A 16,505-nucleotide genomic window follows, 5' to 3' on the forward strand; every position below is an offset into this window, starting at 1 on the left:
GCAAAAAATACACGCCCGCCCTCCGGCGGGCAGGGGGAAACGGAACGCGATGCCCTTCACGCTCTTCAACACGCTCGGGACGCTGCTCATCGGCATCACCGTGGGGCTGATGCTCTACGCCGTGACGAAGACGTTCAAGCTCACCTTGCCGAAGTGGATCTTCCCGACCGCGATCGGCGCCTCCATGATCGCCTTCCAGGTCTACAACGACGCCACCTGGTTCAGCCGCACGGCGGGCGACCTGCCGCCGACCCACGTGGTCGTCGGCCGGTTCAGCGCCACCAGCCCCCTCCGCCCCTGGACCTACGTGCTGCCCGTCCACGAGCGCTTCCAGGTGATCGACCGCGCGTCCGCCCGGCGCAATCCGGACGTGCCGGATCTGGTGCTCGTCGATCTCCTGCTCGTCACGCGCTTCCAGCCGACCCTGAAGGCGCCCCAGTTCTTCGATTGCGCCGGCAACCGCCGGGCCGACGCGCACGAGGGCGTCCGCTTCGCCGCGGACGGCACGCCGCAAGGGGTGGACTGGGAGGCCCTGCCGGCCGACGACCCCATGCTCGCCGCCGCCTGCGCGCCCCTGCCGGCGCCGACCGGCTAGCCGTCCCGACGCCGTCACCCCGCCGGTGGGACACCGGCACGGCAGCGGGGGCCGCCCGGTCGCCCGGACCCGCCGCCCTCCGATCCGCGACCGCCACGGGAGCCGGAGCGCATGTCCGCACCCAGCCTCACGTCCGCATCGGACCGGACGGCACCGGCCGTCCTCCTGGCCGCCGAGGCCCCGCTCGACGCGGCCCTCACGGCCCTCCTCGCCGACGCCGGCTTCGTCGTCCGCCCGGCCGGCTCGCGCGCCGAGGCGCTTGCCGCCGCGGTGGGGGCCGCCGTCGCGGTGGTCGACACGCGGCTCGCCGACGGCGGCGGCTTTCCGCTCCTGGAGGCGCTTCGCGCCGACCCGGCGACGCGGCATCTGCCGGTGATCCTGCTCGTCGGCCGGGCGGCTCCGGTGGAGGTGGAGAAGGCCGGCGCGCTCGGGGCCGCCGCCATCCTCACCAAGCCCTTCGCCGGCGCGGACCTCCTCGACCGGGTCCGGCGGCTCTGCGGGGCGAATAGCGCCCGGCCGGACGGGGAGGTCCATCATGGCTGATCCCGGCGAACGGTGGGGCCTCCGGCTCCGCGTCTTCCTCTTCTTCGCCCTGATCGCGGCCGGCGCGGTCGCGGCGCTTGCCGCCGCCGGCGTGGTGGCGGCCCGCCACGCTCCGCCGGAGGCGGTCGCCGACCTGGTGCTCGCCTTCGGCGTCGCGGCCTTCCCGATCCTGCTTCTCACCACCTGGGTCTGGCTGAAGTTCGACGAGAACGTGGTGCGGCCGATCGGCGTGCTCTCCACGGAGATCCGTGCGGCCGTCCACGCGGGTGCCCGCGGCGCGCCGGATGCCAAGGTCGGCCGCTACCTCGGCGTCCTCGCGCCCGCGGCCCGGGAGGCGGTGGCGGCCATCGCCGCCCAGCGGGCCCGCACGGACGCGGCGGTGGCCGCCGCCGTCTCCGACGCGGCCCGCCAGCGGGGACGGCTGGAAAGCGTGCTGCGGGATCTGGAAGAGGGGCTCGTCATCTGCACCCTCCAGCACCGCATCCGCCTCTACAACCGGCAGGCGCTGCAGCTTATGCAGGTGGCCGGCGACCTCGGCATCGACCGCAGTCTCCTCGCCCTGGTGGCGGCCCAGCCGATCCGCCATGCCCTCGGCCGGCTCCTCAACCGGTTCGAGGCCGGGCGCCACCACGACCACCCGGAGGGGCTCACAGCCCTCGTGGTCACCCACACGCTGGAACGCAACCGGCAGCTCCGCTGCCGCATGGTGCTGACCCTCGACGGCGACGGCAAGGCGCCGACCGGCTACATCCTGACGGTCGCCGACATCACCAACGAGCTGTCCGCCGGGGTCTGGCGCGACCGCCTGCTGCAGGAGGTGACTGAGGACATCCGCTCGCGCGTGGCGGCGCTCGTGCTCGCCGGCGAGGTGCTGGCCGCCCGCCTGCCGCCCGGCACGCCGGACGCGGACCGCTTCGCCGCCCTCTTCCCGACGGAGGCGGGTGCGCTTGCGACCCGCCTCGACCAGCTGGACGCGGCGGCGAACGACCTTCTCGCCGGCGCCTGGCCGATGACCCACGTGCTGTCGCCCACCCTGCTGGCGCTCGTCCGCGACCGGCGCTCCGAGCAGCGCGACCTCGCCGTGACCCTCGACGGGCTCAGTCTCTGGTTGCGCTGCGACAGCGCCTCGGTGGTGGACCTCCTCGACCGGATGTTGAACCGCATCGCGGTGTTCGCCCGCACGGAGCGCTTCACCCTCGCCACCCGGCGCGGCGAGCACCACGCCCACGTAGACCTCGCCTGGACCGGCGATCCGGTGCCGCTCGACGTGCTGGCCGTCTGGCTCGACGAGCGGCTCGACGACGGGCTCGGGCCGATCACCGGCCGGGACGTGCTCAGCCGCCACAAGACGGACCTCTGGTGCCTCGCCGCCCCGGAGGGCAGCGCCGTCCTTCGCCTGCCGCTGGCGCTCGCCCCGGCGCACGACGACCGGGCGGCCCGGCTGCCGGAGCGCCCGCTCGTCTATGATTTCGACCTCTCCGCGCCGGAGGGCAGCCCCCGCCGGGCCGACACGCCGTTGAAGGCGCTCACCATCGTGGTGTTCGACACGGAGACGACGGGGCTGGAGCCGTCCGGCGGCGACGAGATCGTGCAGATCGCCGGCGTTCGCATCGTCAATGGCCGGGTGGTGCGCGGCGAGGTGTTCGACAGCTACGTGGACCCGAAGCGGTCCATTCCGCCCGCCTCCACGTGGGTCCACGGCATCACCGACGACCGGGTGCGCGGCGCCGATCCGATCGACCGGGTGCTGCCGCGCTTCCACGCCTTCACGGGCGAGGCGGTGCTCTGCGCCCACAACGCCGCCTTCGACATGAGTTTCCTCAACCGCCATGCGGCCCGCCTCGGCCTTGCCTTCGAGCCGCCGGTGCTCGACACGGTGCTCCTTGCCGCGGCCCTGTTCGGGCCGACCGAGAGCCTGACGCTCGACGCCCTCGCCACCCGTTTCGACATCACCATCCCGGATGAGGAGCGCCACACGGCGATCGGCGACAGCCGGGCCACCGCGCTCGTGCTTCTCGCCCTCTTCGACCTCCTGGAGGCCTCCGGCGTGGTCACCCTCGCCGACGCGGTGCGGGTGTCGGAGGCGCAGGTGGCGATCCGCCGGGCGCAGAAGGCCTACACGTGAGGCGAGGCGCGCCGCACGGTGGGACGCCCCTCAAGACGGATCGGCCCTGCCCATTAAGCCTTTACTCAGGTCTCGAAGATTGACCCTCTGGTTGTGAACGGCTTGTCGCAAAACGGGTTTTCGGCGTCACGACCGATAAGGCGCGCCGTCCGGATCTGATCGGTCGCGGATTTCGTCAACCGCTTTCCATGTCACGCCAGCGCATCCCCAGGATTGGGGATGGACAGGGATGGATGTCGGCCGCATCCTCCGGCCAAGGTCCAGGGTCTTGGACTGCAGGGGAGGAGGCGGAAATGCCGGACGCCCGGATCGTTCGATCATCCATGTCTTTGATCGGATCTGTTTTACTTAGCATTCTACTGATTGGTTCGGCCGCGGCCGAGAGTGCCGGGGCGATCTGCTCCGGATCCGTCTGCCGGCTCGACCAAGGCTGGACCGACGCCGACCGCACGTTCTGGTATGGGGAGACGCAAGGCTCCCGGCTTCTGCCGCTCGGCTGGATGCTGGCGCTGGAGCGGGCGGACGCCGGTGCGGCGCCGGCCGAACCCTTCCTGTCGGAGGCGAACGTGCGGCGGCTTGGCTATCTGCCGCGACCGGCGACCGACGCCAACCCGGACGGCCTGCCGGTCGGCTTCGTGGTGGATCTCGACAAGACCCGCGCCGCCGATCTCATGTGCGACACCTTCCCGGCGACGTGCGACGCGCTCACCATGCGCAAGCCCTGGGTCGGCATGAACTGCTCGGCCTGCCACACCGCCGAGATCGCCTATGGCGACAAGCGGCTCCGGGTCGACGGCGCGCCGACCCTCGCCGACTTCCAGGCACTGGAGGAGGATCTCCTCGCAGCGCTCGTCGCCACCGTGGACGACCGCGCCCGGTTCGACCGGTTCGCCCGGTCCGTGCTGAAGTCCGGCCTGACGGTGGAGAGCCGTGCGGCCCTGGAGGCGCAACTGACCGAGCAGATCGTCTGGCAGAAGCGCCTCGCGGCCAAGAACGCCGCGCCGGTGCGCTACGGCCATGGCCGCCTGGACGCCCAGGGCCACATCCTCAACAAGGTGAGCCTCACCGTTCTCGGCGTCGAGCAGCCGACCGACATCCTGGCCGATGCGCCGGCGAGCTATCCGCACATCTGGAACACGTCGCAGCAGGCGAAGATCCAGTGGAACGGCATCGCCAACAACATCCTTCAGATTGATCTCTTCGGCAACGTCACCGACATCGGCTCGCTGGTGCGCAACGCCTCGGAGGTGATCGGCGTGTTCGCCCACATCGAGACCGACCGCGGCAAGGCCTACCGCGGCTATCCGTCGAGCGTGCGGGTCGCCAACCTGATCCACCTGGAGCGCCGGCTCGCTGGACTGAAGTCCCCCCGCTGGCCGGAGGACCTGCTGCCGCCGATCGACTGGGAGCGCGCCGCGCGCGGCCGCGACCTCTTCACCCGCTTCGGCTGCGAGAGCTGCCACAAGCCGCTCGCCTTCGACGATCTCACCAGCCCGGCGAAGGAGCAGATGACGCCGCTCGACAAGGTGGACACCGACGTCTTCCTGGCCTGCAACACTTTCCTGCACCGCTCCAAGGCGGGCAATTTCGAAGGCCAGAAGGTGTTCGCCTTCCAGGGCGAGCGCATTCCCGAGACGGCCTTCACCCGCGACATGCTGGTGAACGCGGTGGTGGGAAGCGTGGTCGGCAACGTGGACGAACTGGTCGGCACCCTGTTCGACGACGTCTTCCCGGGCGGCCGCGGCCGGTCGAGCGTCGCCTTCGCGCTGCCGGACGCGGTGGACTACCTGCCGGGCGTCACGGACGTCGCCAAGAAGCGGCAGGCGGAGCAGTGCCTGACCACCGAGCACGCCATCCTGGCCTACAAGGCGCGGCCGCTCAACGGGATCTGGGCCACCGCGCCCTACCTCCACAATGGCTCCGTGCCGACGCTCTACGACCTCCTGCTGCCCGCCGGCGTGCGCAACCGCGCCCCGACCGGCGCACCCGCCCCGGCCCCCGAGGGACCGCTGCGGCCGGAGGTGTTCACCGTCGGCTCGATCGCCTTCGACCCGGTCAAGGTCGGCTACCGGTCCGATGCGGAAGCCCCCGGCGGCAGCTTCGTGTTCCGGGTGCGGGACGCGGCGACCGGCGAGCCCATTCCGGGCAACTCCAACGCCGGCCACGACTACGGAAACGGCGCCCTGACCGACGTCGAGCGGATGGACCTCGTGGAGTATCTGAAGACGCTCTGACCGATGCCGCCGGACCCTCGCCCGGTGCGGGCGGGGGCTGGGGTGCCGGAGAACGCGTGTCGTCGTGGGAGGCGATCCAGCATGCTGATCCATGGTGAAGAGAGGAGGCCGGACCTCGACCACGCCCTCGCCCGTCCCGCGGTCCGGTGTCCGGCGAACGTCGTCGCGCGCAGCGTCCTGCGCCACGCGGTCCAGGCCCTCCTCCTCGCCGCGCTCGCCGTCCCGCTTCCGGCGCTCGCGACGGATTTGACGCCGGTGACGACCACGACGGCGGACGGTCCTTCGCCCGCTGACGCGGGGATGGCCACGTCCGGCGAAGCGTCTCAGGATCCGGTCACGGCCTTCCGGTCGGTGGTCGAGGCGGCGGTCGCCGACACCTTCAGCGCCAGCGCCGGCGATGCGTTCCGCGCCCGATTGCCGGTGTTCAGCACCGCCTTCGGACCGCCGCGCGACCTCTTCGTCCTGGAAGGCGATCTGCTCGCCGACGCGGACGACGTGGACACCTGGCGCCTGCAGCGCTTCCACGACCTCCGCCGGGCGGACGCCGACCCGGGCGCGCCGCCGGACCTGGAGCTCAAGGCGGACGTGGTCGACGGCCTGCCGTCCCGCTGGCCGCCGCCGGAGCGCACCCTTCGCTACGCGGTGCTGCGCGCCTCCTTCCCGGACGAGGCGACCTACGCGGCCGTCGTCGCCGACATGGCGGCGGCCGCCGCCGACTGGGCCGCTCTCTGCCCGCCCTGCGGCATCGCCTTCGAGCACCGTCCGGAACACGACGGCATCGGCCTCTGGTCGGAGGTGATGAGCCTCAGCGCCGCGGACGCGCTTCGCTTCATCGTCGTCCACGAGCGCGCCGAGGTCCCCATCATCGCCTCGGCCTTCTTTCCGACCGACACGCGCGAGGAGCGGATCCTGCGCATCTTCCCGCGCTACTTCCAGCTGACCGGCGCGCTCACCGGGCGGGGCGTCCTCCGGCACGAGCTCGGCCATGTGCTCGGCTACCGGCACGAGCACATCGACGCGGTGATCGGCTGCGCCGGCGAGGACGGCACCTGGCAGGCGCTGACGCCCTACGATCCGAAGTCGGTGATGCACTATTTCTGCGGCGGCGGCGGCAGCCGGGACCTCGCTTTCTCGGACGCCGACCGCGAAGGCCACCGGATCCACTACGGGTCCGGCGTGACGCCGTGAGGGAGGGCCCGATGCGACAGCCTGACCGCGCCATTCCGCCCGCCGTCCGGATCGTCCGCCTGCTCGCCCGTGTGCGCGTCGCATTCGCCGCCCTGGCCCTCGCAGCCCTCGCGGCCGCCCCGTCGACGGCGGCCGAGTCGCGCCCGCCGCTGCCGGTCGGCAAGCCGGTGGAGGCGGCGCCGGCCGCCCGGCCCGCCGCCACGGTAACGATCGAGTTCGAGGGTGGCCTCGTCGGGCAGGAGATGGCGAAGGTCATCGCCGCCTTCGGCCCGGAGTCGGACCTCCTGCCGGCGAGGTTCCACCTGCCGGCGGAGACCGTCGGGCTCTGCGGCGTGCTGGCGAGCGAACTGTCCGTGCCGTCCGTCTTCTGCACCCGCGACCTCCTCGAGGCGGTCGCCGGTTACAGCCGCCGGAAGGGCCGGGAGATCGACCCGGACCGGGTCACCAGCACGGGCGGTATCTACCTGCCGGACGTCAGGACGGCCGAATCCGCCATCGTCCGCCTCTACAACCAGAGCCGGCCGGACGAGGCCAAGCAGATCGAGCAGCGCACCCGCAGCCTCGGCTGGTCGCCGAGCATCCTCGGGGTGGAATCCGACGTGCTGGCCAAGAGCGGGGTCGCCGAGGGCGCGCCGCAGATCGATGCGCTCACTCTGAAGCGCTACACCTGGACGTTCGACGTGGCGGACGAGGACGCCAGCCTTGCGGCCAGCTACCTCGGTCTCGAACTCAACGGCCCGAACCTCTTCATCTCGGTGGAGCCGACCACGCCGGGCGAGGAGCCCCGGCGCTACAACGCCTATCCGGCGGACATCCACTTCAAGCACTGGTGCGGCGGCGGGGCCGGGCCGGCGCCGCGACCGGAAGGCCTCTACGCCGACATGCTCGGCAGCCTCTATGCGACCGATCACGTGGCCGGCTGCACCGGCAGCGGCGCCGTGCGGCCGGAGGTCGCCATCATGGACCAGCAGATCAAGGTCCACCCGGACCTCCTGGCGTCCTTCTCAGACGATCCGGCCGAGAGCGCGCCGGCGCCGGCGGCCGCCTGCACCCCGCGACCGTTCCAAATCGACACGGACCACGGCACGCTCCTCGCCAGCATCGTGGCGGCCCGCCCCAACGACTACGGCTTCGCGGGTCTCGCGCCGGAGGCCCGGATCCGCTCCTTCGTGTTCCAGCCGGGGACCAGCAACCGGGAGATCAAGTCCTTCATCGAGGCGACGGATCAGGTGTCCGAGATCCGCATCCCGCGGGTGTTCCTGATCGCCAGCGAGTTCAAGCCCCTGATCCCCTTTCCGAAGGTCGACCTGTCGCCGCGGGAGCTGCGGGCGGCCAAGCTCTACTGGCGGTGGAACGCGGGCGCCCGCGCCTTCGACACCGCGCTCGCGGACGACGACGCCCGCCTGCTCGATCCCCTCGTGCGCGAGGTGCTGACGCGCACCTTCCTGCTGGTGGCGGCGGCCGGCCAGCAGGTGGACGACGAAGAGGGCGAACCGGTGGAAGGCCTGGAGATCGACTGGGAGCGGCCGCTCGCCCCGCAGAACCTCGGCGACGACGACAACGTGCTGGTGGTGGGCGCCTGCGCGAACTGCGCCTCGCCCGAGGCGCGGCTCTGGCCCAACTCCAACCGCGGCAAGCCGGGCAACATCTTCGTCAGCGTGCTGGCGCCGGGCGGCGTGTCGGTGCCGACCTACGTGTCGGAGACCGAGATCGCCTCCACGGTCGGCGGCACCTCCTCGGCGGCGGCCTTCGTGGCGGGGCTCGCGGCGCGCATGGCCGCCTGCCACCCCGCCACCTACCTGGACCAGCCGGAAAACCTGAAGGCGCGCATCATCCTGGCCTCCCGGCCGACCCACGACGCGGAGATCGTCCGCACCGTGGTGGGCGGCGTGGTCGACCCGGCCGTCTCCATGCTGGACCCGCGCAAGGACTGGCTGAAGCTCGCCGAAACTGACGTTCGCCCGGTCGCCTTCGACGGCTGGTGCACCGGCGGCGTCAGCGCCGAGGCGGGGGATTCGGGCGGCGGCGGCTTCATCGAACTGCCCGGAACCCAGCGGCTGACGGCGGTCGACGGCGCGCTGGTGCGCCAGTCCGTGAGCGATCCGGTCGGCGGCAGCACGTCCTTCCTCAGCCGCCGGATCGTGCACCGGGAGCCGCCACGCTGGCCGAAGACGCCGGACGCGCGGCTCGCCGCCGTGACGGAGGCCTCCGGCGCCCAATGTGCCGTCGCGGCCAACCGGCTGGAGGACCTCTTCCTCAGTCAGGACAGCGCCGGACGCCAGGAGATTGCCGCATGCGACGCCCTCGAGCTCTGCGAATGACGAGGCGCCATCGCCCATCCGGCGCGGGCCGCGGCGCCGGCCTCGTCCTCGCCGCCCTCCTGTCCGCCGCCTCGCCGGCGTCGGCCGACCCGGCGGACGACCTTGGCGGCGGCACGGAGTTCGGCGTCAACTTCAAGCCGCTCGACACCCGCTTGGACGCCACGCGGAAGGCGGTCTCGATCACCAAGCCGTCCCTCGACGCGCCGCGCTATTACCGTCTGAGGTTGAAGGTCACCAACCCGGACCGCGCGCCCTGGACCGTGGTGATCCGGGCGACCGGCGGCCAGGTTCTCTCCACGTTCGATGAGCGCGAGACGGCCTGCGAGGACGTGAACGGCTGCTGGACCGTGCGGCTGCCCTCGGCCGCGCCGCGCGTGCAGTTCGAGACCGCCTCGCCGACCGCCGTCGCGGAGGTGCCGGAGGCGCTCTACATGCCGGACCGGGCCCAGAGGACCTTTTATTCGGCGATGCCGAACAGCCAGGTGGAGCGTCTCTCCGCCCTGCAGCCGCCCACCGATCGGCTGCGCCGGCTCCACGATCTCGCCGACCACCTCGGCCTCTTCATCGGGTCCGGCCCGACGCCGGACGGCCAGCGGACGGTGAACTGGTGCTGCAGCGGCGTGCGCCTGACACGGGATCTCTTCCTCACAAACTGGCACTGCGGCGCGGCCGCCGGCATGCCGGACGGCGCCTACTGGACCACGGGCCCGAAGCCCCGCGCCTGCCGCAGCGGCATCGTGGACCTCTCCTATGACGGGGACCCGGTCGGCCGCGAGTACGGCTGCCAGACGGTCGCCTACGTGGACAAGCATCTCGACGCCGCCGTCCTGCGTCTCGCCCGCCTCTCCGACGGCCCGGCGCTGACGCCGCCGCTGCGGCCGCTGTCGCTCGGCGCGCCCGGCGAGCCGGCCTCGGGCGCCGAGCTCCAGGTGTTCCACCATCCGGCCTGCGAGGCGAAGTCGGTCACCCGCGCCTGCTCGGTCGCGGCGGCGGCCGTGCCCGGCTGGTCGGATCCTTCGCGGACGAGCGAATTCAGCCACCTCTGCACCACCGAACGCGGCAGTTCGGGCGGCCCGGTGTTCGACGCCGCCGGCCGCCTCGTCGGCCTGCACCACCAGGGCGTCGACCCGGCGCGCGGGCCGGGCAACTTCGCGGTCCGCATCGCCGACCTCGTCGACGCGATCGCCGCGGCGGATCCGTCGCTCCACGCCGAGATCACCGGGGCGACCGCGGTCCCGGCGGTTCCGGAAGCTGCTCCGACGGCCCCGGTCGACAACAACCCGGCGCCCGCAGCGCCGGCGGCCCCGGTCGGACCCTGAGTCGGTCGGACGATCGTCCGTGGGCCGATCGGCGGGCTACCGGCCCCCGCCTTGCGTGAAGGCGGTGCGCTCCTCCTCCACGCTCAGCACCTCCGGCATGGCGCGAAGGCGGCGGTCGGCGCCGTCGCCGGACACCACCAGGGTGCCGAGAAGGTCGAGCGTCTCCTCCACCACGAGGCCCTGGGCGGCGATCCGGCCGGCGACGGCGCCGAGGTCGGCCCCGGGCTCGACGATGCAGAGGAAACGGCGGGCTGAAGGGGGCATGCTGTCGGGCATCGAAAGGTCTCCAGGATCGGGTGCGCCCGGCCACTGGAGCGGCCGGGCGGATGGCGCGTTGACGCTTCGGCCGGGTCTCAGGCCTCGGTCTTCCGCCGGCCCTTGCCGGACGCGGTCTCCGTCGGGCGGCGGATCGGCAGCGGGAAGGGCCGCGGGATCGGCCGGGGGAAGGGTCGCGGCAGTCCGCCGATGTTCACCACCGGCGCCTGCACGAGACCCGCGCCCACGTGGGTGGCGGCCTCGTCGCTGAGCGGCCGGGCAGTGGAGATCAGCCGCTGCCAGAGCGCCGCGCCGCGCATCTGCGGGTTGTTCTGGGCGTAGAGCGCCGCGATGCCGGCCACGTGCGGCGTCGCCATCGAGGTGCCCGACAGGCTGCCGTAGCGGCCGCGACCCACGGGCAGCGACGAGAACACGGCGACGCCCGGCCCCACGATGTCCACCCGGCCCTGGGGTGGAAAGTGGGTGACGTTGGAGAAGGGCGCCTTCACCAGGCGATCGTCCACCGCGCCCACCGCCATGATGGACGGGCAGTTGGCCGGATGGCTCACCGGCGCGCCGTGGTCGTTGCCGGCCGCCGCGATGATCAGGCAGCCGGCGTTGAGGGCCGCCACCGCGGCGTTCTCGTAGACCGCCGAGAAGCCGGCCCCGAGCGCCCGGGCGCCGAGCGACATGCTGATCACCTGGCAACGGTTGGCGATCGCCCAGTTGATGCCGGCGAGGATGCCGCCGTCACTGCCGCTGCCGGCGTTGCTCAGCACCTTGCCCACATAGATGTCGGCGGCGAACGCCACGCCGTAGCGGTCGACCCCCGGATCCGACGGTTCCTTCGGCCCGCAGGCGGTGCCGATGCAGTGGGTGCCGTGGCCGTTGAGGTCCTGCACCGCCTCGTTGGCGATGAAGCTGCGGGCGACCACCGTCCGGCCGGCGAAGTCCGGGTGGGCGAGGTCGAAGCCGGTGTCGAGCACCGCGACCCGGATGCCGGCGCCGGTCGACACCTGCATGTAGGGAAAGCGCGCCACGGTGCGGGTCTTCTGAAGGCCCCAGGTGCTGCCGGTGGCGAGCGCCTCCAGGGGCGACGGCTCCCCCTCGGCGGCCTCGCCGGCCATGCCTTCGTAGATGTCGGTGACGTTGTTCACCGCGTCGCGGTAGCCGCGGAGATAGGCCCCGAAGTCCGGCAGGGCGTGCACCACGCGCTCCGGCTCCAGCATCGCCCCGCCGCCGTCGTCGGACGCCGCCACCCGGGACAACTGCTCCGCGTCCACGGCGTTCAGGATGGTGACGCCGATCTCGTTCAGATAGATGCCGTCGCCGCTCCCGAGCGCGTCCGCGTCTATGCCCTGGTCGCCGAAGTCCAGCGAGCTCGCCAGCTTCAGCCCGGCCCGGTCGGCCAGCGCCGAGAGCGTGCCCTTGGCGTCGTGCGGCGTTCCCACCATCAGGTACCGCCCGGTGAAGTCCGGGGCCGGCTCGTCCGTCATGTCGAAGGAGTTCATCACAACCTCCCAGTGAAGCGGAAGCAGAACGCGACCCTGTCCGAAGGGAAGGGGCGGTGCTTCCTCGTCGTTCGACGCCCGCCAGGGGTTCGTCTCGACTGCCTCATCGATAGAGGTCGGGCGGCTACGGTCTCATCACCATCATGGGGGATCGGGCTTCACCTTTCTTATGAGGTCGAATAGTCTTGCCGGACCCAAATGGCATGCGGTGATGCATATCCAACAGCAGCTCGACCATCTGATCGGCAGCATCTACGAAACGGCTGTCAACCCCGACCGGTGGCCGACCGTTCTGACGGCCGTGGCCGCGCATGTGGGCGCCCGGGGCGCCTTTCTGTTCGAGCTGTTGGAGGAGGACGGCCGCCGCCGCATCCGCGCGCCCTACTTCTCCGACCGCTACGACCGGGCGCTGGTGGACGGCTATCTCGCCCGGCACATGGCCCAGGAGCTCGCCGACCAGGACGAGTTCGCCCGCTGCTCGCGCCAGTCGGACGGCATCGATCTCATCGACGACAGCGTGCTGGCGCCGTCCGAGGCGGCGCTTCTTGCCCGCGCCAACGTGGCGGAGATGCTGCGCTACGGCATCCGCTACCGGATGGGCGGGCTCCTCAACAAGGACCACGTCACCCGCGACCGCTTTGCCCTCCAGTTCGCGCCCGACACGGACCCGAGCACGCCGGAGGTGCGCGAGCGGATCGCCCGGGTGCTGCCCCACATCGCCAAGGCGCTCGACGTGGCGCGGCCGATGGCGGTGCTGGCGGCACGCCAGACCGCGATCCTCCATTCGCTGGACCGGCTCCGGGTCGGCATCTGCATCGTCAACGCCCACGGCGAGATCGTCCTCGCCAACACCGAGTTCGAGCGCCAGATCGAGACCTACGGCGTCTACCGGCGCTCGCCGCGCGGCAAGCTCGTCGTGGTGCCGGAGGCGAGCGCCCGCAGGGCCGCGGACCTGACCGAGACGCTGTCCGGCCACGGCCGGTTCGGCGCCCGCCCGCGCAAGGAGGCCATCCTCTGCAGCCTGGAGGGCCGCGAGCACGCCCTCTGCCTGGAGATCACGCCGCTGCGCATGGCGGAGGATCTCGGCGAGCCGAAGCTGAAGGGCCACATCGTCTACAGCCTCGACACCAGCCAGGCCTTTAGCATCGACACCGCCCTGATGGCGCGCCAGTTCGCCCTGACGGCCGCGGAATCCGGCGTGTTCCAGATGATGGCCGAGGGCCTCACCAACAACGAGATCTCCGACCGCCGCTCCACCTCGGTGGAGACCGTGAACACGCAGGTCAAGTCCATCCTCTCCAAGACGCAGACCGCCAACCGGGTCCAGGCCATCCGGCTCGCCACCAACATCAGCTTCTCGCTGGTGGCCGACGAGGTCGACATGGCCGGGGTGGCGGCAACCGGTCGCGAGGCGGCGGCGGAGAAGCGCGGCAGCGCCGCGACCTGACGTCCCCGTCCGCCCGTGGTCGCCCCGTCAGGGTCGCAAGTTCCTTTTTCGTTCGATGCAGGGTGCGGCCGATTGCCGATCCGGCCCGGGCCTCGTGTCGCGGCCGGCGGGGCTGCGCTAGTCTCTTCCAACGCCGTCGCTTTCCCGCCGGAGAGGCCCTCCCGTGTACGTTCCCGCGCATTTCGAAGAACCCAGCCAGGACGTTCTCCACGCCCTGATCGAACGCCACCCGCTCGGCATCCTCGTCACCCACGGGACCGGCGGGCTCGATGCCAACCACATCCCGTTCGATCTCGACCGGACGGCGGGTCCGCACGGCACGCTTCGCTGCCACGTGGCGCGCAACAACCCGGTCTGGCAGGAGATCGCAACCGGCGACGAGGTCCTGGTGGTGTTCCGGTCCGTCGAGGCCTACGTGTCGCCGACCTGGTATCCGAGCAAGCACGAGGCTCACCGGCAGGTGCCGACCTGGAACTACATCGTCGCCCATGCGCACGGCACCGTGACGGTCCAGGACGATGAGCGTCTGGTCCGGCGGAACGTGGCGCGGCTCACCCACCGCCACGAAGCCGGTCAGCCCGTGCCCTGGAAGATGGGCGACGCGCCGCGCGACTATCTGGATGCCATGGTGAAGGCCATCGTGGCGCTGGAGATCGACATCACGCGCCTGGTCGGCAAGGCGAAGCTCAGCCAGAACAAGGAGGTGCGCGACATCCGCGGCGCCGCAGCGGCGCTTGAAGCGAAGGGCGAAGAGGACCTCGCCCGCGCCATGCACGCCGCCGCCGACGCCAAGGACGGCTGACGTCGATCGCCGCCCCGGAAGGCGTGTGTCCGGACCAAAAGGAGGAGCTTTCCCGGGTCAGCCACCGCGTCGACGCCGGCCGCTCAGGCGACCGCGGCGTGGCTCTCCTGGACCATGGCGCCGGCAAGAGTCGCGTAGGCGAGGGCCCAGGCCTGCCGCATGTCGGGCGTGAAGGCGTCGCCAAGGCCATCCTCCAGCGTCCGCAACAGGGCCGTGCCGACGATGCCGTAGTGATCCGGCCTCACCCCGTAGCCGACGTGCCGCGCCCCGAGGGCCCGCACGGCCGGCAGGAGGGACGGCAGATCATCGAGACCCGCCACCGCCAGCGACAGCACGGCCATCAGCTTGCGGCCCTGTTCGTCCATGTCGCCGTGGAACATCGACCGTAACTGGGGCGCGGCGGCGAACAGATGCGCGTAGAAGACCCGCGCCACCTGCGGCGCGAAGGGCTTCAGACCCTCGAAGCTCGATTGAACCCGTTCGATCTGGTCCGGCGACATGATATCTCTCCCTGGTGTCGTTCATTCCCAGGAGCGATCCTCAGGCCGCCACGTTTCCGGCCTTTGTCGCGGCGTGTTTCGACGGGCGACGCGGAGCGCCCAAGAGAAAATGATCTAGCCCTCCGGCGTGAACACATAGCCCTGACCGTGCACGGTGCGCAGCAGGCGCGGGGCATCCGGCCGGTCCTCGATCTTCTTGCGCAGGCGCGCGATCCGGATGTCGATGCCGCGCCCCACCTCGATCCCGCCGAGATCGAGGAGCGTGGAGATCTGCTCGCGCGAGAGCGTGCGTCGCGGCCGCTGCGCCAGAACGGCGAGAAGGTCGAACTCGCCCGCGGTGAGATCCACCGTTCGCCCCGACGGATCGACCAGGCGGCGCGCCGACAGGTCCGCCTGGAAGCCCTGGAAGGCGATGACCTCCACCGGTTTTGCCGCGCGCTCGGCCGCCACCGGCGCGGCGCTGGCCGTGCGCCGCAGGATGCACCGCACCCGGGCGAGCAGTTCGCGCATCTCGTAGGGCTTGGTCAGGTAGTCGTCGGCGCCGATCTCCAGCCCGACGACTCGGTCGATCGGCTCGTCGGCGGCGGTTGCGAAGATGATGCCGATCGCGGAGCGCTCCCGCAGCCACCGGGCGAGCGACAGCCCGTCCTCGTGCGGCATGCGGATGTCCAGGATGGCAAGGTCCAGGTGCTCCTGTGCGCAGAGCTCGCGAAACCCGGCCGCGTCAGCAGCCTGCACGACCCGGAAGCCGCGGCGGGTCAGATATTCGGCGACCGTCTCGCGCAGGTCGTCCTCGTCGTCCGCGATGCCGATCGTCTGGACCGGCATCCCCTCGGCGTCCTCGGGGGACGGGATCGTTGACATGGCGCACTCCTCCTTGCGACATTGCCGACAGGCCTTTGCGCCCGCAATTCGTCATGGTTGACCATATGCCAGCCCGTGCGATCGTGTTCGTTGTCGAAGACGAGAAGGATCTGGCCGATACCTACGTCGAGTATCTGTCGGCGTTCGGCTACGACGTCCACGCGGCCGCGTCCGCCCGGGCCTTCGACGATCTCGCGCGCGATCTCGGCCCGCCGGATCTCGTCATCCTCGACCTGAACCTGCCGGGCGAGCACGGCAACTCCGTCCTCGCACGCATCGCGACCGAGAAGACGTTTCCGATCCTGGTGATCTCCGGGCTTGACGACGCGACCGAGCGGATCGTTGCGCTCGAGGTGGGCGCCGACGACTACCTGACGAAACCGACCACGCTCCGCGAGATCGGCGCGCGCGCGTCCGGCCTGCTCGCCCGCTACAAGGGCGCCAGCCGGCGCCTCGTGCTCCTGGAGACGGTCACCGTCGACCTCACCAACCAGTTCGTGCTCCGCGACGGCAAGGCCATCGATCGGCTGAAACCGGGCGAGACCGCGCTCCTGCGGGTGCTGGCGGACCATCCCGGCGTGGTCCTGACCCGCCAATTCCTCATCGACACCGCCCCGGGCGATGAGGAGGACGTGTTCGACAGGGCGATCGACAACCGGGTGTCGCGGCTGCGGCGCAAGCTCAACACCGAACGGATCAGCACCATACGCGGCCATGGCTACCGGTTCGATCCCTTCCTGCCGACCGCCCGTCCGGCGCCGCCGGGCGACGAGACCGTCGGCTGACACGGGGTGACCACTA

The 16,505-nt window shown here is 71.5% G+C and carries 14 protein-coding genes; 10 read left to right on the top strand and 4 right to left on the bottom strand.

The window, feature by feature from the left end; genetic code table 11:
• Positions 1-49 precede the first annotated feature (49 nt).
• From BUQ68_RS05030 to BUQ68_RS05060, 7 genes are all read left to right on the top strand, one after another.
• Entirely contained in the window at positions 50-595 is a 546-nt protein-coding gene (locus BUQ68_RS05030; RefSeq protein WP_075214863.1) for a hypothetical protein, read from the top strand.
• Positions 596-706: 111 nt separating this feature from the next.
• Positions 707-1,138 (top strand): response regulator, encoded by a 432-nt coding sequence (locus tag BUQ68_RS05035; protein ID WP_075214864.1) that lies wholly within the window; start codon positions 707-709, stop codon positions 1,136-1,138.
• Positions 1,131-3,263 carry a 3'-5' exonuclease gene (locus tag BUQ68_RS05040; protein WP_075214865.1) on the top strand — a complete coding sequence of 711 codons (2,133 nt, stop codon included), beginning with the start codon at positions 1,131-1,133 and terminating at the stop codon, positions 3,261-3,263. The genes BUQ68_RS05035 and BUQ68_RS05040 overlap by 8 nt, the downstream gene beginning before the upstream one ends.
• A gap of 323 nt (positions 3,264-3,586) precedes the next feature.
• Positions 3,587-5,497 (top strand): di-heme-cytochrome C peroxidase, encoded by a 1,911-nt coding sequence (locus tag BUQ68_RS05045; protein WP_139315154.1) that lies wholly within the window; start codon positions 3,587-3,589, stop codon positions 5,495-5,497.
• A gap of 81 nt (positions 5,498-5,578) precedes the next feature.
• Positions 5,579-6,685, top strand: coding sequence for a zinc metalloprotease (locus BUQ68_RS05050; protein WP_075214867.1), 1,107 nt, complete (start codon positions 5,579-5,581; stop codon positions 6,683-6,685).
• A gap of 11 nt (positions 6,686-6,696) precedes the next feature.
• Complete coding sequence (locus BUQ68_RS05055) at positions 6,697-9,006, top strand: S8 family serine peptidase (RefSeq protein WP_075214868.1); 2,310 nt, start codon at positions 6,697-6,699, stop codon at positions 9,004-9,006.
• Positions 9,003-10,325 carry a trypsin-like serine peptidase gene (locus BUQ68_RS05060; RefSeq protein WP_075214869.1) on the top strand — a complete coding sequence of 441 codons (1,323 nt, stop codon included), beginning with the start codon at positions 9,003-9,005 and terminating at the stop codon, positions 10,323-10,325. Before BUQ68_RS05055 ends, BUQ68_RS05060 begins: the two co-directional genes overlap by 4 nt.
• Before the next feature lie 36 nt (positions 10,326-10,361).
• On the opposite strand, the gene BUQ68_RS05065 is transcribed toward BUQ68_RS05060, so the two are convergent.
• The gene (locus BUQ68_RS05065; protein ID WP_075214870.1) at positions 10,362-10,601 is read right to left on the bottom strand and encodes a hypothetical protein; all 240 of its coding nucleotides are present in this window, start codon (positions 10,599-10,601) and stop codon (positions 10,362-10,364) included.
• A gap of 77 nt (positions 10,602-10,678) precedes the next feature.
• Entirely contained in the window at positions 10,679-12,091 is a 1,413-nt protein-coding gene (locus BUQ68_RS05070) for a S8 family serine peptidase (protein WP_075214871.1), read from the bottom strand.
• A 211-nt stretch (positions 12,092-12,302) separates the two neighbouring features.
• Here BUQ68_RS05070 and BUQ68_RS05075 point away from each other — a divergent pair, with 211 nt between their 5' ends.
• Positions 12,303-13,538: a helix-turn-helix transcriptional regulator gene (locus BUQ68_RS05075; RefSeq protein ID WP_075214872.1), complete on the top strand. Its 1,236-nt coding sequence runs from the start codon at positions 12,303-12,305 to the stop codon at positions 13,536-13,538.
• Between the two features lie 163 nt (positions 13,539-13,701).
• Entirely contained in the window at positions 13,702-14,340 is a 639-nt protein-coding gene (locus tag BUQ68_RS05080) for an FMN-binding negative transcriptional regulator (protein ID WP_075214873.1), read from the top strand.
• Between the two features lie 83 nt (positions 14,341-14,423).
• Here BUQ68_RS05080 and BUQ68_RS05085 read toward each other — a convergent pair whose 3' ends face one another.
• Together BUQ68_RS05085 and BUQ68_RS05090 are read right to left on the bottom strand one after the other, a co-directional pair.
• Positions 14,424-14,840, bottom strand: a complete 417-nt coding sequence (locus BUQ68_RS05085) for a globin family protein (protein ID WP_075214874.1) — start codon at positions 14,838-14,840, stop codon at positions 14,424-14,426.
• 114 nt (positions 14,841-14,954) lie between these two features.
• Positions 14,955-15,704 carry a response regulator gene (locus BUQ68_RS05090; protein ID WP_245293166.1) on the bottom strand — a complete coding sequence of 250 codons (750 nt, stop codon included), beginning with the start codon at positions 15,702-15,704 and terminating at the stop codon, positions 14,955-14,957.
• 83 nt (positions 15,705-15,787) lie between these two features.
• Between BUQ68_RS05090 and BUQ68_RS05095 the strand changes: the two genes are divergently transcribed.
• On the top strand, positions 15,788-16,489 hold the full coding sequence (locus tag BUQ68_RS05095) for a response regulator transcription factor (RefSeq protein ID WP_175577733.1): 702 nt from the start codon (positions 15,788-15,790) through the stop codon (positions 16,487-16,489).
• Positions 16,490-16,505 lie beyond the last annotated feature (16 nt).

Origin of the sequence: Mongoliimonas terrestris, assembly GCF_001927285.1 — a bacterium.
Taxonomy (GTDB): Bacteria; Pseudomonadota; Alphaproteobacteria; order Rhizobiales; family Pleomorphomonadaceae; genus Chthonobacter; species Chthonobacter terrestris.